This window comes from Mesorhizobium sp. M1406 (assembly GCF_040317555.1).
GTDB lineage: Bacteria > Pseudomonadota > Alphaproteobacteria > Rhizobiales > Rhizobiaceae > Mesorhizobium.
Genome location: NZ_JAMYKW010000011.1, coordinates 20,400 through 37,827 on the forward strand (window position 1 = coordinate 20,400; position 17,428 = coordinate 37,827).

Below are 17,428 nucleotides of genomic sequence, written 5' to 3' on the forward strand. Positions count from 1 at the left end.
ATGGCAGACGCTGCAGCTCACGACGGGCACGATCACAAGCCTTATCACGGCTGGGTGCGCTGGGTTTATTCGACCAACCACAAGGACATCGGTACGCTCTACCTGATCTTCGCGATCATGGCCGGCATCATCGGCGGTGCCTTGTCTGTCGCCATCCGCATGGAGTTGCAGGAGCCGGGCATTCAGATATTCAGCGGTCTGGCGCAGATGGTCTACGGCATGAACGGTGACGCCGCGATCGACGGCGGCAAGAGCATGTACAATGCATTCGCCACCGCGCACGCGCTGATCATGATCTTCTTCATGGTCATGCCGGCGCTGATCGGCGGTTTTGCCAACTGGATGGTGCCGATCATGATCGGCGCGCCCGACATGGCGTTCCCGCGCATGAACAACATCTCCTTCTGGCTGCTGCCGCCAGCTTTCATCCTGCTGCTCACCTCGATGTTCGTGCCGAGTGCGCCGGGTGCCTTCGGCGTCGGTGGCGGCTGGACGCTTTATCCGCCGCTGTCGACCTCGGGTCAGCCCGGACCCGCCATGGATCTGGCGATCCTGTCGATCCACATCGCCGGTGCGTCGTCGATCCTTGGCGCCATCAACTTCATCACCACCATCTTCAACATGCGCGCGCCTGGCATGACGCTGCACAAGATGCCGCTGTTTGCCTGGTCGGTGCTGATCACCGCCTTCCTGCTGCTGCTCTCGTTGCCGGTTCTGGCCGGCGGCATCACCATGCTGCTCACCGACCGCAATTTCGGCACGACCTTCTTTGCTCCCGATGGCGGCGGCGATCCGATCCTGTTCCAGCACCTTTTCTGGTTCTTCGGTCACCCGGAAGTCTACATCCTGATCCTGCCGGGCTTCGGCATCATCAGCCACGTCATATCGACTTTTTCGAAGAAGCCGGTGTTCGGTTATCTCGGCATGGCCTACGCCATGGTCGCGATCGGCGCCGTCGGCTTCATCGTCTGGGCGCACCACATGTACACGACCGGCCTGTCGCTCGACACGCAGCGCTATTTCGTCTTCGCCACCATGGTCATCGCGGTGCCGACGGGCGTGAAGATCTTCTCCTGGATCGCGACGATGTGGGGCGGGTCGATTTCGTTCAAGACGCCGATGCTGTGGGCGCTGGGCTTCATCTTCCTGTTCACCATCGGTGGCGTTACCGGCGTCCAGCTGGCCAATGCCGGTCTCGACCGCTCGCTGCATGATACCTATTTCGTCATTGCCCACTTCCACTATGTGCTGTCGCTGGGCGCGGTGTTCGCCATCTTCGCCGGCTGGTACTACTGGTTCCCGAAGATGACCGGCTACATGTACTCGCCGGTCATCGCCAACACCCACTTCTGGGTCACTTTCGTCGGCGTCAACCTGATCTTCTTCCCGCAGCATTTCCTCGGCCTCGCCGGCATGCCGCGCCGCACGATCGACTATCCGGACGCGTTTGCCGGCTGGAACTACGTGTCGTCCATCGGCTCCTATATCTCGGCCGTCGGCGTCCTGATCTTCCTCTATTGCGTGTTCGAGGCTTTCCAGAAGAAGCGGATCGCCGGTGCCAACCCGTGGGGCGAGGGTGCAACGACTCTCGAATGGCAGCTGCCTTCGCCGCCGCCTTTCCACCAGTGGGAACAACTGCCGAAGATCAAGTAAGGCGGCTGCCCGCTCGAATACGAAACCGCCGGTCCGCCGGCGATTTTGGCCAACGGAATAATGGACTTAAGTACGCATGGCCCTTGTCGACGACCCATTGATTGACGAAGCGGGCTTTCGCATGTCGGAAGCAACAGCGGGCGATTTCTTCGCCCTGCTGAAGCCGCGTGTCATGTCGCTGGTGGTATTTACCGCCTTTGTCGGCATGGTCGCGGCACCCGTGACCATCAATCCGCTGCTGGCCGTGATCGCCATCCTGGCTATTGCCATTGGTGCTGGCGCCTCGGGCGCGCTCAACATGTGGTACGACGCCGACATCGACGCGGTGATGACCAGGACCGCCAGCCGTCCGGTGCCGTCCGGTCGCATCCAGCCGCACGAGGCGCTGAGCTTCGGTCTGGTGCTGTCGGTGCTGTCGGTGATGACGCTCGGCGTGCTGGTCAACTGGCTGGCGGCAACGCTGCTGGCCTTCACCATTTTCTTCTATGCCGTCGTCTACACGATGTGGCTGAAGCGCTGGACGCCGCAGAACATCGTCATCGGCGGTGCCGCGGGCGCCATCCCGCCGGTGATCGGCTGGGCCGCGGCGACCGGGACGGTCAGTCTTGAAAGCATTGTCTTGTTCCTGATCATTTTCCTGTGGACGCCGCCGCACTTCTGGGCTCTGGCGCTGTTCAAGTCCGAGGACTACGCCAAGGCCGGTATCCCGATGATGCCGAACGTCGCCGGACACGCTTCAACCCGCCGCCAGATATTCGCTTACGCGCTGGTGCTGGCCCCTATCGGAGTGCTGCCGTGGCTGCTTGGCTACACCACGCCGGTCTATGGCGTGGCCGCCGCGCTGCTCGGAGTCGGCTTTGTCTGGTATGCCTGGAAAGTGCTTGGCATGGCCGACGACGACCGCGTCATGAAACCGGCTAAAGCTTTATTCGCCTATTCGCTGCTTTATCTCTTCGCCATCTTCGCTGCCTATCTGGCCGACAGCGTCGTCGAGCGCGCGCTTGCCATGAGCGGAGCATGACCATGATCGAAGAAAAGCTCGAACTGGTCACGCTGACCGAGCGGCAGAGGAAGGCCAGACGCAACCGTTCGGTCGCCATCGGCGTGGCGCTGGCTGTGCTGGTCGTCATTTTCTATATCGCGACGATCGTGAAGTTCGGCCACAATCTGTCAGGCACGATGTGATGAGCGTCGAGACGTCCAAAAGGCCTGCCGGGAAGAGCGGCAACGTCGTCGTCGCAGCCGTCTGCCTTGCCTTCTTCACCGGCATGATCGGCATGGCCTATGCCGCGGTGCCGCTCTACAAGATGTTCTGCCAGGCGACAGGCTATGGCGGCACGACGCAACGTGCCGAGAAGCAGTATGCCGGCCGTGTGCTCGACCGGGAGATCACAGTCCGCTTCGATGCCAACATCGCCGGCGTGCCTTGGGAGTTTCAGCCGGTCCAGCGCTCTATGACCATGAAGATCGGCGAGACGGTGCAGGCGCACTACAAGGCGACCAACAAGTTCGATCGCCCCGTGACCGGCCGCGCCACCTTCAATGTGCAACCGGAACTGGCAGGGCCCTACTTCAACAAGGTCGAGTGCTTCTGTTTCACCGACACGACGCTGAAGTCCGGCGAGACGCTGGACATGCCGGTCCTGTTCTATGTGGACCCCGATATCGTCAACGTGCCGGAACTGAAGGACGTGAAGACGATCACCCTGTCCTATACGATGTTCCCGGTCGAGAAGACCAAGCCGGTCGCCTCCTCGGAGCCGGCCAAGGGCAATAGCAAGACAATTTCGAATACCGAAGCAAATCTCGGGGGTTGATATGGCAGACGCGCACGCAAAACCACAGCATGACTATCATCTCGTCGACCCGAGCCCGTGGCCTTTCCTGGGATCGGTAGGAGCGCTCGTAACCGCTTTTGGCGGCGTCTGCCTGATGGAGTACCTGAAGGGCGGCAGCTTCCCGATCTTCGGCTTCAACATCGCCAATCCGTGGCTGTTCTTCATCGGCATCGTGATCGTCCTCTACACCATGTTCGCCTGGTGGTCGGACACGATCAAGGAAGCGCATGAGGGCCATCACACGCGCGTCGTGTCGCTCCATCTGCGCTACGGCATGATCATGTTCATCGCCTCGGAGGTGATGTTCTTCGTTGCCTGGTTCTGGGCCTATTTCGACGCCAGCCTTTTCGCCGGCGAAGCCCAGCAATATGCCCGCACCGCGTTTACCGGCGGCGTCTGGCCGCCGAAGGGCATGGAGGTTCTCGATCCCTTCCATTTGCCGCTCTACAACACCGTCATCCTGCTCCTGTCGGGTACCACCGTTACCTGGGCGCACCATTCGCTCATCCATGGCGACCGCAAGGGACTGATCAACGGGCTGGTGCTGACCGTCGGCCTCGGCATGCTGTTCACCATGGTGCAGGCTTATGAGTACATGCACGCTCCGTTCGCCTTCAAGGATTCTATCTATGGCGCCACCTTCTTCATGGCGACCGGCTTCCATGGTTTCCATGTCATCATCGGCACCATCTTCCTGGCTGTCTGCCTGATCCGGGCGATGAAGGGTGATTTCACCCCAAAGCAGCATTTCGGCTTCGAGGCGGCCGCCTGGTACTGGCACTTCGTCGACGTGGTCTGGCTGTTCCTGTTCGCATCGATCTACGTCTGGGGATCGGTCGGCGCGGTGGTCGAAGCCCACTGATCTAGCTTTTAGGATTTCGATTTGGGGAGGGGCGGCCGCGGCGACGTGGCCGCCTTCTTCTTTCCGGCGCAATGATCGCCGATCGATGGACGATGCGGCCGACACTTCCCTGCCATCTGCGCATTCATGCTCACGATGTTGCCGAGCTGCTTCAATTGGTCGACTGGACCGACGGCTGCATTGCGGTTACGGACTCCGACATGGACGAAATCTGGGCAATGGTGGCCGATGGCACACCGATCGAGATCGAGCGGTAAGCAATGAGCGACGACGACGCTTCAATGGGTGAAGATAGGGCGATCTGGCCGCCGGTCGACCCGATTTCGGCCGGCCTGCACGGCCGCTGCCCGCGCTGCGGCGAGGGGCGGCTGTTTTCCGGTTTCCTCACCGTCGGCAAGCGCTGCGTCAATTGCGGCCTCGACTATTCCTACGCCGATGCCGGCGATGGACCGGCGGTTTTCGTCATCCTGATCATCGGCTTCCTCATTGTTGGTCTGGCGCTCTGGGTTGAAGTCACGCTGAGCCCGCCGCTCTGGCTGCATCTGCTGGTCTGGATCCCGCTGGCTGTCGTGTTGTGCCTGACGGCGCTGCGGCTGATCAAGGGCGTCCTGCTTACCCTGCAATACCGCAACAAGGCGGCCGAGGGGCGGCTGGACCGCGGCGAATGAGCGAGGCGTCCATCAAAGCCGGTGGCCGCTCGCGGCCACGGACGGCATTGCTGTTCGGCCTTGGTCTGGCGCTGTTCCTGATCCTGCTGGCGCTCGGCACCTGGCAGGTCCAGCGCCTGTACTGGAAGGAAGGTCTTCTCCAGACCATCGACCAGCGCACCCATTCAGCGCCACGGCCGCTAGCCGAAATCGAGAAAGAATTCGCCGCCACCGGCGACGTCGACTACACGCCGGTCACCGTCACCGGCACGTTCCTGCATCAAGGCGAACGGCATTTCTACGCGACCTGGGAAGGCGAAGCCGGCTTCAACGTCTATACGCCGCTTGGCCTCGACGATGGCCGCTTCGTCCTGGTCAATCGCGGTTTCGTACCGTACGAGCTGAAGGATGCCGCCAAGCGCGCCAAGGGACAGGTGACGGGCAGGGTGACGATCACGGGGCTTGCCCGCAATCCGCTGCCGGCAAAGCCGTCGATGATGCTTCCCGACAATGATGTGGCGAAGAACATCTTCTACTGGAAGGACCGCGACGCGATGGCGGCGAGCGCCGGGCTGCCGGCGGGCGCCGCGCCGGTGCCGATCTTCATCGATGCCGACAAGACGCCAAATCCAGGCGGATTGCCGGTTGGCGGCGTCACCATCATCGATCTGCCGAACAGCCATCTGCAATATGCGATGACCTGGTATGGCCTTGCCGCGGCACTCGCCGCCGTGCTCATCCTGCGGCTTCGCCGTTCCGCGAAAGAGGAATGAACGCGCCCGACGCCCCCTCTCTCTACCGATGCCCTTGACAGGGCGGGGGTAGGCACCTCATTTCGGCTCTGATCAACCGGCCTGGATTCATGCTTCAAGCAACGACCAAACCACCCCTGACGATCCGGCTTTGCCAGCCGCGCGGTTTTTGCGCCGGTGTCGACCGTGCCATCCAGATCGTCGTGCTGGCGCTGAAGAAATATGGCGCGCCGGTCTATGTCCGCCACGAGATCGTGCACAACCGTTACGTCGTCGAGGGACTGCAAAGCCTTGGCGCCGTCTTCATCGAGGAGCTCTCCGAGATCCCGGCCGAACACCGGCAGTCGCCAGTCGTGTTCTCGGCGCATGGCGTGCCAAAGTCGGTGCCGGCGGATGCCCAGGCGCGCAACCTTTTCTATCTCGATGCCACCTGCCCGCTGGTGTCGAAGGTCCACAAGCAGGCAATGCGCCATCAGCGGCTTGGCAGGCATGTGCTCTTGATCGGTCATGCCGGACATCCCGAGGTGATCGGCACCATGGGCCAGCTGCCGGACGGCGCGGTGACGCTGATCGAGACCGAAGCCGATGCGGCAAAGCTCGCGCCCGCCGACCCGCGGGCGCTCGGCTTTGTTACCCAGACCACGCTGTCGGTCGAGGACACCGCCGGCATCATCCGCGCGCTGCAGGATCGCTTTCCAGCCCTGCAGGCGCCGGCGGCGGAATCGATCTGCTACGCCACCACCAATCGCCAGGAGGCGGTGAAGGAGACCGCGGCCGGCGCCGATCTCTATTTGATCGTCGGCGCGCCCAATTCCTCCAATTCGCGGCGCCTTGTCGAAGTCGCGGAACGTGCCGGTGCCTCGATGTCGCTTCTCGTGCAGCGCGCCGCCGAGATTCCGTGGAATGACATCGCCAACATTTCGACGCTTGGCCTGTCGGCCGGCGCGTCGGCGCCCGAAATCATCGTCGACGAGATCATCGATGCGTTCCGGCAACGCTTCGATGTGACGATCGACCTGGCCATCACGGCCACGGAAACGGAGGATTTTCCGGTCATGCGGGTACTGCGCGATGTCGAACTGACGCGGGCCGACATGGCCTTCGTCAATGGAGCCGCGTAGGGCACATGGCGGTCTACACCGACGTTGCGGAAGGCGAACTTGGCGCGTTCCTGAAGCACTATCCGGTCGGCGAGCTCCTGTCCTACAAGGGCATCGCCGAAGGCACCGAGAACTCGAACTTCCTGCTGCACACCTCTAGTGGCTCCTACATCCTGACGCTTTATGAAAAGCGCGTCGAGAAGGCGGATCTGCCGTTTTTCCTCGGGCTGATGAGCCATCTCGCCAACAAAGGCGTGTCCTGCCCGCTGCCGGTGACCGCGGATGACGGCAGCGTCATCGGCACGCTCGCGGGCCGGCCGGCGGTCATCATCACCTTCCTCGAAGGGCTTTCGCTGCGGCGGCCGACAGCAACGCATTGCGCCGAGGTCGGCAAGGCGCTGGCGCAATTGCATCTGGCTGGTGCCGATTTTTCGATGACGCGTCCGAATGCGCTGGCCATAGACGGCTGGCGCAAGCTCTGGAATGCGGCGCGCGATCGCGCCGACGAGGTCGAGCCGGGCCTAGCGGCCGAGGTCGATGCCGACTTCGCCGATTTCGAGCGGAACTGGCCGAAAGACCTGCCGCAAGGCATCATCCATGCCGATCTTTTCCCGGACAACGTCTTCTTCCTTGGCGAAAAGCTGTCCGGTCTGATCGATTTCTATTTCGCCTGCGACGACCTTTATGCCTACGATGTCGCTACCTGCCTCAATGCCTGGTGCTTCGAGAAGGATTTTTCCTTCAACCTCACCAAGGGCAAGGCGTTGCTTGCCGGCTATCAGAGCGTGCGTCCCCTAAGTGACCAGGAGAAGGCGGCGCTGCCGATGCTGGCGCGCGGTTCGGCGCTGCGTTTCATGCTGACCCGGCTGTACGACTGGCTGACTGTTCCGAATGGCGGGCTGGTGATGAAACGCGATCCGACCGAGTATATCCGCAGGATGCGTTTTCACCGGGCCATCAGATCTCCTTCGGAATATGGATTGGCCGAATATGGGGTGTCATGAGCAAACAGGTTGAGATTTTCACCGACGGCGCCTGTTCGGGCAATCCCGGCCCCGGCGGCTGGGGCGCCATCCTGCGCTTCAACGGCACCACCAAGGAGCTTTCCGGCGGCGAGGCCGAGACGACCAACAACCGCATGGAACTTCTCGCCGCCATCTCGGCGCTGAACGCGCTGAAGGAACCTTGCTCGGTCGAGCTTCACACCGACAGCAAATATGTCATGGACGGCATTTCCAAGTGGATCCACGGCTGGAAGAGGAACGGCTGGAAGACCGCCGACAAGAAGCCTGTGAAGAACGGTGAACTCTGGCAGGCGCTCGACGAGGCCAACAGGCGCCACAAGGTCACCTGGAACTGGGTCAGGGGCCACGCCGGCCATACCGAAAACGAGCGCGCCGACGAACTCGCGCGCGAGGGCATGGCACCGTTCAAGAAAGGCCCGTTCAAGCCTGCAGCAACGCCAAAGCCAGCCGCGCAGGCAACACAGCCTGCGGTCGCAAAGGTGCGGCGCTCAACACAGAGCTATTGATTCCGGGAGCCGGACGGCAGTTTTACCGTTTCCGTGAAACGGTGAACTGCTCTAACGGATCAGCAACGCCGTGCCATACAGCCCGAGCGCGAACACCGTGTGCGATACCAAATTGAGGGCACGGATTTGCATCGGATTGGGCCGCTTCGAGGCCGCCCAGCCGGCGCCCAGGCCGGGCGCCAGCAGGAACCAGCCGGCGCCGACGGTGACGATGCCGAGGATAAAGGCTGGCAGGAAGGTCGGCGCTGCAAGCCAGCCCGCTCCGGCCAGCACCACCAGCATGATGCCGTAGACCATGCCGACAAAATAGTGGAAGGCCCAGCCCAGCGCCTTTTCATGCGCGTAGGGGACTGCATTGCCGATATCGTCGTGGAAGACTTTGTCGCGGAGATGCCAGACCCAGCGACCGACCGGCCCCCAGTTCGGCCGTGGCTGGCCGAATGCCTTGTGGAGGAAGATGGCCCACAGGTCCATCGCCACGGTGGCGCCGATGCCAATCGCGATAGCGCGCCAGAAGATGTCAAACATCGCTAAGGTCTCCCCAGAGGCAAACCCTGGACTACAGGCGCGATCGTGGTTGCGGTCCACGCCCGACGCCTCGCTGAAGTTCAGAGCTGTCCCAGAATATGAGCCGCGCCGGACTCGTCGACACCGGGCTTGGTCTCGACATTGAGCGCGGTGACCTTGCCATCGTCGATGACCATTGAGAAGCGCCTCGAGCGCAGCCCCATATCGTTGCTGATGTAGTCGAGGCCGGTCGCCTTGGCGAAATCTCCATTGCCGTCGGCGAGGAACAGGATCTTGCCCTCACCGCCGGTGAAGCGCGCCCAGGCGCCCATGACGTGCGCATCGTTCACCGAAACGACGGCGATGGTGTCGACACCGCGCGCCAGGATGGCGTCATGGTTCTCGAGATAGCCGGGCAAATGGTTGTTACTGCAGGTCGGCGTGAAGGCGCCGGGAACCCCAAACAGCACCACCTTCTTGCCGGAGAATATCTCGGCTCCGGTAATCGGCTTGGCGCCATCGGCGGTCATCGTCTTGAAGGTCACGTCAGGCAGCTTATCGCCAACGGAAATGGTCATGAATTCCTCGCTTGGAAAATCGGGAAGGGTGTGTCTTTGCGTAGCGAACTCAACGGTTTCCCGCAACCGTCTGGAGACACTGGATCAAGGGAAAGGCAGAAGCCCTTCGACCGCGCCCGCCGAACTCGTCAGCGTGTAGTGAAGCCCGCCATCCGTCGGCGTCGTCGACGGGCGATTGAGGATCGGCACGGTGAAAATCAGCTTGCCGTCCTTTTCGCTGCGCGCTGGGGCGCCGAACATATAATCCCGCTCGCCGGCAACGAAGAAATCCGCCGCCTCCGGATCGCCGGGAAGATTAGCCTCGACAATCAGCGTTTCGTGGTCGCCCGGCAGGACTTTGATGCCGAAATCGGCCCTCGCGGGCGCCGGCAATGCCGAAAAACTTGCCGTCACCAGCGCCGCGTCCTCGGCATTGTCCGGGTCGGAGGCGGGATAAACGGTCAGCCGCGTCTGCACCGGGATGCAGATCGTTTCGCAAATGCCGAGAAAGATGTCGGCATCGATCACCGCCGGCTGGTTCGGCGTGGCCAGCGTGAACGTCACCGGCAGCGAAACCGGATAGTTATAGCCTGCCCATTTGCCATAGCCGTCGTCGTGGCGCTGAGGAGCAGGAAACGACAGAGCGGCGTCGGCGATGTTGGTGCTGGCGGAAATGTCGAGCTGCGGCGGCACGCCCGCGTCGCCCGGATCGCGCCAGTAGGTCTTCCAGCCGGGCTTGAGCGCTATGTCGAGAACGCCCTGGATGCGGCCGGCGTCGTCGGGTTGGCCTGAAGTCACCAGCCGGACCTTACCGCCTTCGCTGCTGTACCATGCCGATGAGGAGGCGGCGGCGGGAAGAGCGGTTGCCGAGCCGATGGCGGCGCCGAGCAGCAGGATTTTCAAGCTTTGCATGGCGGTGATTTGATCGTCCGTTCGTGGCCGCGCAATGATCTCATGACCTTGCCGGTATCATATTTGCGTGACCTTGAGGGGAGAAATGCTCGAGCCGCCGGCATGAGCTTTGGTCGAATCGCGCACAGTGCATCTTTTCGGCGCTTTGGAAACGCGTTACGCTCCCTTCCATGGACTTGTTGCGCCACAAGAAGACGGCCGCCAGCCGCGGCTTTCTCGACGATCAGTTCCTGATTGCCATGCCCGGCATGAAGGACGACCGTTTCACGCGCTCGGTAGTCTATATCTGTGCGCACTCCGATGAAGGCGCCATGGGGCTGATCATCAACCAGACACAGCAGATGCTGTTTCCGGACCTGCTCGTGCAACTGGGCATCATGAACGAACAGGAGGCGATCCGCCTGCCGGCGCAGGCGCGCGACTTCGTCGTGCGCAATGGCGGCCCCGTGGATCGCAGCCGGGGCTTCGTCCTGCATTCGGGCGACTACCGGGTGGAATCCTCGCTGACCGTTTCGGACGACATCTGCCTGACCGCGACCGTCGACATATTGCGCGCCATATCGTCTGGGCGCGGCCCTCGTCACGCGCTGATGGCGCTCGGCTATTCCGGCTGGGGCGCCGGCCAGTTGGAGACCGAGATCGCCGAGAATGGCTGGCTGACCTGCCCGGCCAATGCCGAGCTTCTGTTCGACACCGACATCGAGCGCAAATACGACCGGATTCTCGCCGCGATCGGCATCGATCTCGCCCATCTCAGCCTCGCCGCCGGACACGCCTAAGCTTCTCACGCCTGCGTCAGCGGATATTGCTCCTTCAGGGTCTTCAGCACCTGGTCGCCCGGCATCGGCGCGCCGAACATGAAGCTCTGAACATATTCGCAGCCCATCTGGCGCAATTCCAGCGCATCGCTTTCGTCCGAAATGCCCTCGGCGACGACGGACAGGCCAAGTTCATGCGCCATGTTGACCATCGATTTGAGCAGCACCGCGCGCTTCGGCGTGTTGTCGTCGACGAAGCTCTTGTCGATCTTGATGGTGTCGAAGGGGAAACGCGTCAGATAGGCCAATGACGAATAGCCGGTGCCGAAGTCGTCCAGCGACAGGCCGATGCCGAGCTGCTTCAGCTTGGTCAGCACATGAGCGGTCTGCTCGGGATTGTCCATGACAAGCGATTCGGTGAGTTCGAGCCGGAAGCAGCGCGGCTTCAGATTGGCGCGCGCGATGACCGAGCGCACGTCGCTGACCAGGTCGCGGCGGATCAGCTGGCGGCTGGACAGGTTGACCGAAACCGACAGCGGCGCGTCGCCGATCTGTTTTTGCCAGCCGGCGAGGTCTTCCGCCGCCTGCTGCATGGCGAACAGGCCAAGCTGCACGATCAGCCCGCAGCTCTCGGCGACCGGGATGAAATCCGCCGGCGGGATCATGCCGCGGCGCGGATGGTCCCAGCGCAGCAGGGCCTCGAAGCCGGCGACGCTGCCATCCTCCAGCCGCACGATCGGCTGGTAGGCGAGCGTGAATTCGCGCCGCTCGATGGCGCGCCGCAGGTCGGATTCGAACTGCAGCCGATCGGTGCCGACGCTGCGGAAGGCCGGGCGGAACGGCTCGATACGATCGCCGCCGAAGCGCTTGGCCTGATGCATGGCCAACTCGGCATCCTTGACCATGTCCTCGGCCGACATTTGCGGCGAGTTCCAGGTGATCAGTCCGATCGAGGCCGTCAGCACGATCTCGCGCTTGGCGAAGGTGATCGGGTTGTTGATGGCATGCTTGATGGCGTCCGCGACGGCCGCGATGCGGGCCGGGTCCTGTTCGGACAAAAGCATCAGCGCGAACTGGTCGCCGGCAAAGCGCGACAGTGAATCCTTCGGCTTGAGCAGCCGGTGCAGACGGCGTGCGATGGTCAAAAGGATGGTATCTCCGGCCGAAATGCCAAGCCCGTCATTGACCTGCTTGAAACGGTCGATGTCGATGACGAAGACGGTCGGGCGCACTTTCTCTTCGGTGCGGGCGATCGAGATGATCGCTTCCAGCCGGTTCATCAGCAATTCGCGGTTCGGCAGGCCGGTCAGATTGTCGTGCACGGCATCGTGCAGCAGCCTTTCCTCGGATTTCTTCTGCTCGGTCACGTCGACCATGGTGCCGACGCAGCGAATGACCTCGCCGTCCGATCCGATCACCGGGCGCGCGCGCAGCGAAAACCAGTGATAATGACCGTCGGCGCCGCGCAGTCGGAAGTTCTGCGACACCCGGCCGCGCCGGTGTTCGAGCACCACGTCGAGTGTCGTGCGGAACGTGTCGCGGTCGTCGGCATGCAGCACCGGCAGCCAGTTGCGTGCGGCACCACCGAGGCTGTTGGGCGCCAGGCCGAGCTGGATGCTGACATCGGGCTTGGTGACGACGCGGTCGCGCAGCACGTCCCAGTCCCAAACCGTGTCGCCCGATCCGGCCACGGCCAGCGCCTGCCGCTCGAGGTCGGAAAACAGGCCCTGATGCAGCGCGCCGCCGGCAAAGGCATGTTGCATGACGGTAAAACCGATCAGAAGGATGATCAGGATCAGCCCGCCGCCCAAGGCGGGCTGGGCGATATCGTTGTCGAGCATGCCGGTGATCGCCATCCACGATCCGCACAGCCACAACAGCACCATGACCCAACTGGGCACCAGCATGATGGCGCGATCATAGCCGCGTATGCCGAGGAAGATGATCAGGCCGAGCCCGGTCAGCGCCGTGGCGGCGAAGGACAGCCTGGCGATGCCGGCGGCGACCGCCGGGTCGACGATGGCGACGCCGGCGATCAGCACCAGTCCGAGGATCCAGACCAATGCACCGTAGCTGAAATGGCCGTGCCATCGGTTGAGGTTGAGGTAGGCGAACAGGAACACCACGAAGGTTCCCGCCAGCGCCACCTCCGTTCCCGCCCGCCACATCTGCTCGTTGCCGGGCGAGATTTCGATGATTTTGTTGAGAAAGCCGAAATCGACGCAGATATAGGCCAGCACCGCCCAGGCAAGCGCCGCGGTCGCCGGGAACATCGAGGTTCCCTTGACCACGAAAAGGATGGTCAGGAACAGCGCCAGCAGGCCGGCGATGCCGATGACGATGCCGCGAAACAGCGTGTAGGAATTGACCGAGTCCTTGTAGGATTCCGGATCCCACAGGTAAACCTGCGGCAGCTTCGGCGAGGCCAACTCGGCGATGAAGGTGATGACCGTGCCGGGGTTCAGCGTCACCCGGAACACGTCGGCGTCGGGGCTGGTCTGGCGGTCGAGCGCGAAGCCTTCGCTAGGCGTGATGGCGGCGATGCGGGTCGAGCCGAGATCCGGCCAGAAGATGCCGGAATTCACCAGGCGGAAATGCGGTGCGACGATCAGCCTGTCGAGCTGCTGGTCGGTGGTGTTGGCCAGCGCGAACACCGCCCAGTCGCCGGTCGAACGCGCGTCATTGGCCTCGACCTCGATGCGCCGCACGATGCCGTCCGGACCCGGAGCGGTGGACACCTGGAAATTCTCGCCCTGGTTCCGGTAGATCTCGACGGCACCGGAAAGGTCGAGCGCGACGTCATCGCGGGCAATCTTGATCGGTTCGACGGCGAAGGCCGAGGTCGCCGCGCACAGCGTCAGGATTGTCGCGAGGACAAAGGCGAACAGCGGCCCGTTTCGCAGGAAATTCGTCAAAATCAGTCCTTCGTTCCAACGCCCGGCGGATCGTCCGCGATCCGGGCGTAGAGGTAGTGGTCCTGCCAGATGCCGTTGATCCTGAGATAGGATCGCAGAAGTCCTTCGCGCCGGAATCCGGCTTTTTCAAGCACGCGGATCGACCGGGCGTTGTCGGGAATACAGGCCGCTTCGATCCGGTGCAACCTCAGCGTATCGAAGGCGAAGCGGGTCACCACCTTGACCGCGTCGGTCATCAAGCCGCGGCCGCCAAAGCGCTCGCCGATCCAGTAGCCGACATGGCCGCTTTGCGAGACGCCATGGCGTATGTTGCCGAGCGTGATGCCGCCCGCCAGTTTGCCGCTGCTCCTTTCGAAGATGAAGAAGGCGATGGCCGTCCCTTGCGCATAGTCTTCGCGGTAGCGGCTGATGCGCAGCCGCCATGCGTTGCGGTCGAGTTCGTCGGGAGTCCAGCGGGGCTCCCAAGGTTCGAGGAAGGCGCGGCGTTAGCCCCCCACCGCCGCCCACTCGCGGTAATCATTGGTGAATGGCACGCGTAGCGTGACGCGGTCGCCTTTCAGCGCCGGCAGATCACGGCGGAAGAAAGGGAGCGCGAACATGGCGCTTTGAGGGGCTTAGACGGCGAGCTTGCGGGCCGTGGTCTGCGTGCCTGCGAGCGATTCGAGGATCGTTTCGTATGGCGCCAGTGTGCCCACAGGCCCGACAGCGGTAAGCGTCGGCTTGGTCGAGAACAATCGCGACGACAGATCGGTCAGCCGCTCGATCGTCAGCGCCGCCAGCCGTTCCATCAGTTCCTCCTTGGCGATCGGCCGGCCAAACAGAAGCAGTTGCCGTGCGATCTGCGAAGCCCGGCTGGCCGGGCTTTCGGCGGACATGATCAGCCCGGCGCGATACTGGGCACGCGCACGGTCGAGTTCTTCCTGCAGGATTTTCTCGCCGGCCTTCTGCAGTTCGTCGATGATGACAGGCACCAGTTCGGCGATGTCGCTCTGGCCGGTGGCGGCATGGACGCCGAAGACGCCCGTGTCGGAAAAGCCCCAATGGAAGGCATAGACCGAATAGCACAGGCCGCGTTTTTCGCGGACCTCCTGGAACAGGCGCGACGACATGCCGCCGCCGAGGATCATCGACAGCACCTGCGAGGCGTAGAAGTCGCGCACATGATAGGCGCGGCCTTCGAACCCCAGCACGATCTGCGCATCCATCAGGTCGCGATCCTCGCGGAAGTCGCCGCCGACATATTGCGCATATTGCGGGATGGTGCTGTCGGCCTTGCTGCGGAAGCCGCCGAGCTGCTTTTCGACCTCGCGCACGAAATTATCGTGCTTGATGTCGCCGGCAGCGACGATCACCATCCGCTCGGCGCCATATTGCCGTTCGATGAAATCGTGCAACTGCTTCGAGGTGAAGGATTTGACGGTTTCCGGCGTGCCAAGGATCGAGCGGCCGATGGTCTGGTGGCGAAACGCCGTCTCGGTGAAGCGGTCGAAGACGATGTCGTCGGGCGTGTCGTGCGCGGCGCCGATCTCCTGCAGGATCACATGCTGCTCGCGTTCGAGTTCCTGTGGGTCGAACTCGGACTCCTGCAGGATGTCGGCAAGAATGTCGACGGCCAGCGGCACATCGTCGGAGAGCACCCTGGCATAGTATGAGGTGGTCTCGACGCTGGTGGCGGCGTTGATCTCGCCGCCGACGTCCTCGATCTCCGAGGCTATTTCGAAGGCGCTTCGCCTTTTCGTACCCTTGAACGCCATATGCTCGAGCAGATGGGCCATGCCATGCTCGTCGTCACGTTCATTGCGGGCACCCGACTTGACCCAGGCTCCAAGGGCAACCGATTCGATGCTTTGAAGGGTTTCGGTGGCGACTGTCAGGCCGTTCGACAGACGGCTTACCTCAACACCCATATGGCTACTACTCCCTAACGCGCCGCCCGTGCACGGCGGCCGACGTAATCTTCCACCATTTTCAGGTCGGATGGAAGTACCGTGTATTTTTCCTCCGACGTCATCAACCCACCTAGCCATGCGGGCAGTGCGGGCGACACGCCGCTGGCTGCTTCGACGGCGGCCGGAAACTTTGCCGGGTGGGCGGTGCCCAGCACCACCATCGGCACGGCGCCTGACGCCTTGCCCGCCGCGACATGCACGGCTGCCGCGGTGTGCGGATCAAGCAGGTAGTTGCTGGCCGCGAGCGTCGAGCGGATGGTGGCGGCGACCTCGTCCATATCAGCGCGGCCGGCATCGAATTCGGACCGCATCCCGGCGATTTGCTGGGGTTCGATGGTGAAAGCGCCGGACTGCTTCAGGCCGTCCATGTAGCGTCGCACGGTCGCGGCGTCGCGGCCTGAGGCCTCGAACAGCAAGCGTTCGAAATTGGACGACACCTGGATGTCCATCGACGGCGAGGTGGTCGCAAAGACGCCTTTGGTGCGGTATTCGCCGGTCGCGAAGGTCCGCGCCAGGATGTCGTTGTCGTTGGTGGCGATGACCAGCCGTTCGATCGGCAGGCCCATCTTCTTGGCTGCGTAGCCGGCGAAGATATCGCCGAAATTGCCGGTCGGCACGGTGAAGGAGACCGGCCTGTCCGGCGCGCCGAGCGACAGCGCCGAGGAGAAATAATAGACGATCTGGGCCATGATGCGGGCCCAGTTGATCGAATTGACGCCAGAAAGCGCAACCCGGTCGCGAAAGCCATGATCGTTGAACATGTCCTTGAGCAGGCCCTGGCAATCGTCGAAATTGCCTTCGATCGCCAGCGCGTGGACGTTTTCAGCCGTCGATGTCGTCATCTGCCGCTGCTGCACCGGCGAGACGCGACCGTGCGGGAAAAGGATGAAGATGTCGGTGCGGCTGCGCCCGGCAAACGCATCGATTGCCGCCCCGCCGGTATCGCCCGAGGTGGCGCCGACGATGGTGGCGTGCTGATCGCGTTCGGTCAGCACATGGTCCATCAGCCGGGCGAGAAGCTGCATCGCCACGTCCTTGAAGGCGAGCGTCGGCCCGTGGAAGAGCTCCAGGATGAAGGTGTTGGGGCCGGTTTGCACCAGCGGGCAGACGGCCTCGTGGCGGAAGGTGGCATAGGCTTCGCGCACCAGGCGTTCGAAGACGGGTGCGGGGATTTCGTCGCCGAGAAACGGCGACAGCACGCGGATGGCAAGATCGGGATAGGCAAGGCCGCGCATGGCGCGGATATCGGCCGCGGAAAACTGCGGCCACTCGCGCGGCACATAGAGCCCGCCGTCGCGCGCCAGGCCAGCCAGCACGGCGTCGGAAAATCCAAGAACGGGGGCTTCCCCGCGGGTACTCACATATTGCATGTCACAAATCCGTTACTGCTTGGCTTTTCCGTCCACCGCAAGGTGGTTAATTTCCGCGCTGGCTCAGTCGCATTTTT

General features: G+C 62.7%; 18 protein-coding genes and 1 pseudogene. 12 read left to right on the forward strand and 7 right to left on the reverse strand.

What is annotated here, in order from left to right; all coding sequences use genetic code 11:
* The 11 genes from ctaD (at position 1) to rnhA (ending at position 8,383) form a co-directional block, all read left to right on the forward strand.
* Positions 1-1,653: a cytochrome c oxidase subunit I gene (gene ctaD, locus NKH03_RS12280; RefSeq protein ID WP_023759128.1), complete on the forward strand. Its 1,653-nt coding sequence runs from the start codon at positions 1-3 to the stop codon at positions 1,651-1,653.
* 76 nt (positions 1,654-1,729) lie between these two features.
* Complete coding sequence (locus NKH03_RS12285) at positions 1,730-2,674, forward strand: heme o synthase (RefSeq protein ID WP_352968557.1); 945 nt, start codon at positions 1,730-1,732, stop codon at positions 2,672-2,674.
* Positions 2,671-2,838, forward strand: a complete 168-nt coding sequence (locus NKH03_RS12290) for a cytochrome c oxidase system small membrane protein (RefSeq protein ID WP_023759130.1) — start codon at positions 2,671-2,673, stop codon at positions 2,836-2,838. Before NKH03_RS12285 ends, NKH03_RS12290 begins: the two co-directional genes overlap by 4 nt.
* A complete protein-coding gene (locus NKH03_RS12295) occupies positions 2,838-3,470 on the forward strand; it encodes a cytochrome c oxidase assembly protein (protein WP_352968558.1) in 633 nt (210 codons plus the stop codon). The genes NKH03_RS12290 and NKH03_RS12295 overlap by 1 nt, the downstream gene beginning before the upstream one ends.
* A gap of 1 nt (position 3,471) precedes the next feature.
* Complete coding sequence (locus NKH03_RS12300) at positions 3,472-4,353, forward strand: cytochrome c oxidase subunit 3 (RefSeq protein ID WP_352870329.1); 882 nt, start codon at positions 3,472-3,474, stop codon at positions 4,351-4,353.
* Between the two features lie 92 nt (positions 4,354-4,445).
* Entirely contained in the window at positions 4,446-4,610 is a 165-nt protein-coding gene (locus NKH03_RS12305; RefSeq protein WP_352877564.1) for a L,D-transpeptidase family protein, read from the forward strand.
* 24 nt (positions 4,611-4,634) lie between these two features.
* Positions 4,635-5,021 (forward strand): DUF983 domain-containing protein, encoded by a 387-nt coding sequence (locus NKH03_RS12310; RefSeq protein WP_352870403.1) that lies wholly within the window; start codon positions 4,635-4,637, stop codon positions 5,019-5,021.
* Positions 5,018-5,773 carry an SURF1 family protein gene (locus NKH03_RS12315; protein ID WP_352870328.1) on the forward strand — a complete coding sequence of 252 codons (756 nt, stop codon included), beginning with the start codon at positions 5,018-5,020 and terminating at the stop codon, positions 5,771-5,773. The genes NKH03_RS12310 and NKH03_RS12315 overlap by 4 nt, the downstream gene beginning before the upstream one ends.
* A gap of 89 nt (positions 5,774-5,862) precedes the next feature.
* On the forward strand, positions 5,863-6,873 hold the full coding sequence (gene ispH / locus NKH03_RS12320) for a 4-hydroxy-3-methylbut-2-enyl diphosphate reductase (RefSeq protein WP_352870327.1): 1,011 nt from the start codon (positions 5,863-5,865) through the stop codon (positions 6,871-6,873).
* A 5-nt stretch (positions 6,874-6,878) separates the two neighbouring features.
* Positions 6,879-7,856 (forward strand): homoserine kinase, encoded by a 978-nt coding sequence (locus tag NKH03_RS12325; protein ID WP_352870326.1) that lies wholly within the window; start codon positions 6,879-6,881, stop codon positions 7,854-7,856.
* A complete protein-coding gene (gene rnhA, locus NKH03_RS12330; protein ID WP_352968559.1) occupies positions 7,853-8,383 on the forward strand; it encodes a ribonuclease HI in 531 nt (176 codons plus the stop codon). The genes NKH03_RS12325 and rnhA overlap by 4 nt, the downstream gene beginning before the upstream one ends.
* A gap of 51 nt (positions 8,384-8,434) precedes the next feature.
* Here the strand turns inward: rnhA and NKH03_RS12335 are convergent, their stop codons facing one another.
* From NKH03_RS12335 to NKH03_RS12345, 3 genes are all read right to left on the reverse strand, one after another.
* A complete protein-coding gene (locus tag NKH03_RS12335) occupies positions 8,435-8,911 on the reverse strand; it encodes a DUF2938 domain-containing protein (protein ID WP_352968560.1) in 477 nt (158 codons plus the stop codon).
* Positions 8,912-8,991: 80 nt separating this feature from the next.
* Positions 8,992-9,468, reverse strand: a complete 477-nt coding sequence (locus tag NKH03_RS12340; protein WP_352877549.1) for a peroxiredoxin — start codon at positions 9,466-9,468, stop codon at positions 8,992-8,994.
* 84 nt (positions 9,469-9,552) lie between these two features.
* Positions 9,553-10,359 carry a protein-disulfide reductase DsbD domain-containing protein gene (locus NKH03_RS12345; RefSeq protein WP_352968561.1) on the reverse strand — a complete coding sequence of 269 codons (807 nt, stop codon included), beginning with the start codon at positions 10,357-10,359 and terminating at the stop codon, positions 9,553-9,555.
* A gap of 170 nt (positions 10,360-10,529) precedes the next feature.
* Between NKH03_RS12345 and NKH03_RS12350 the strand changes: the two genes are divergently transcribed.
* Entirely contained in the window at positions 10,530-11,138 is a 609-nt protein-coding gene (locus tag NKH03_RS12350; protein WP_352868845.1) for a YqgE/AlgH family protein, read from the forward strand.
* Between the two features lie 5 nt (positions 11,139-11,143).
* On the opposite strand, the gene NKH03_RS12355 is transcribed toward NKH03_RS12350, so the two are convergent.
* From NKH03_RS12355 to thrC, 4 genes and pseudogenes are all read right to left on the reverse strand, one after another.
* Positions 11,144-14,032 (reverse strand): EAL domain-containing protein, encoded by a 2,889-nt coding sequence (locus NKH03_RS12355; RefSeq protein WP_352968562.1) that lies wholly within the window; start codon positions 14,030-14,032, stop codon positions 11,144-11,146.
* A gap of 2 nt (positions 14,033-14,034) precedes the next feature.
* Positions 14,035-14,631, reverse strand: a pseudogene (locus tag NKH03_RS12360) (GNAT family N-acetyltransferase).
* 15 nt (positions 14,632-14,646) lie between these two features.
* Positions 14,647-15,939 (reverse strand): M16 family metallopeptidase, encoded by a 1,293-nt coding sequence (locus tag NKH03_RS12365; RefSeq protein ID WP_352868840.1) that lies wholly within the window; start codon positions 15,937-15,939, stop codon positions 14,647-14,649.
* Between the two features lie 14 nt (positions 15,940-15,953).
* The gene (gene thrC, locus NKH03_RS12370; RefSeq protein ID WP_352868838.1) at positions 15,954-17,351 is read right to left on the reverse strand and encodes a threonine synthase; all 1,398 of its coding nucleotides are present in this window, start codon (positions 17,349-17,351) and stop codon (positions 15,954-15,956) included.
* Positions 17,352-17,428: the final 77 nt, after the last annotated feature.

Bases quoted from the DNA above. Each gene is read 5' to 3' on its own strand.
- ctaD (WP_023759128.1), top strand. From the start codon at position 1: ATGGCAGACGCTGCAGCTCACGACGGGCACGATCACAAGCCTTATCAC.
- NKH03_RS12285 (WP_352968557.1), top strand. From the start codon at position 1,730: ATGGCCCTTGTCGACGACCCATTGATTGACGAAGCGGGCTTTCGCATG.
- NKH03_RS12290 (WP_023759130.1), top strand. From the start codon at position 2,671: ATGACCATGATCGAAGAAAAGCTCGAACTGGTCACGCTGACCGAGCGG.
- NKH03_RS12295 (WP_352968558.1), top strand. From the start codon at position 2,838: ATGAGCGTCGAGACGTCCAAAAGGCCTGCCGGGAAGAGCGGCAACGTC.
- NKH03_RS12300 (WP_352870329.1), top strand. From the start codon at position 3,472: ATGGCAGACGCGCACGCAAAACCACAGCATGACTATCATCTCGTCGAC.
- NKH03_RS12305 (WP_352877564.1), top strand. From the start codon at position 4,446: ATGCGGCCGACACTTCCCTGCCATCTGCGCATTCATGCTCACGATGTT.
- NKH03_RS12310 (WP_352870403.1), top strand. From the start codon at position 4,635: ATGGGTGAAGATAGGGCGATCTGGCCGCCGGTCGACCCGATTTCGGCC.
- NKH03_RS12315 (WP_352870328.1), top strand. From the start codon at position 5,018: ATGAGCGAGGCGTCCATCAAAGCCGGTGGCCGCTCGCGGCCACGGACG.
- ispH (WP_352870327.1), top strand. From the start codon at position 5,863: ATGCTTCAAGCAACGACCAAACCACCCCTGACGATCCGGCTTTGCCAG.
- NKH03_RS12325 (WP_352870326.1), top strand. From the start codon at position 6,879: ATGGCGGTCTACACCGACGTTGCGGAAGGCGAACTTGGCGCGTTCCTG.
- rnhA (WP_352968559.1), top strand. From the start codon at position 7,853: ATGAGCAAACAGGTTGAGATTTTCACCGACGGCGCCTGTTCGGGCAAT.
- NKH03_RS12335 (WP_352968560.1), bottom strand. From the start codon at position 8,911: ATGTTTGACATCTTCTGGCGCGCTATCGCGATTGGCATCGGCGCCACC.
- NKH03_RS12340 (WP_352877549.1), bottom strand. From the start codon at position 9,468: ATGACCATTTCCGTTGGCGATAAGCTGCCTGACGTGACCTTCAAGACG.
- NKH03_RS12345 (WP_352968561.1), bottom strand. From the start codon at position 10,359: ATGCAAAGCTTGAAAATCCTGCTGCTCGGCGCCGCCATCGGCTCGGCA.
- NKH03_RS12350 (WP_352868845.1), top strand. From the start codon at position 10,530: ATGGACTTGTTGCGCCACAAGAAGACGGCCGCCAGCCGCGGCTTTCTC.
- NKH03_RS12365 (WP_352868840.1), bottom strand. From the start codon at position 15,939: ATGGGTGTTGAGGTAAGCCGTCTGTCGAACGGCCTGACAGTCGCCACC.
- thrC (WP_352868838.1), bottom strand. From the start codon at position 17,351: ATGCAATATGTGAGTACCCGCGGGGAAGCCCCCGTTCTTGGATTTTCC.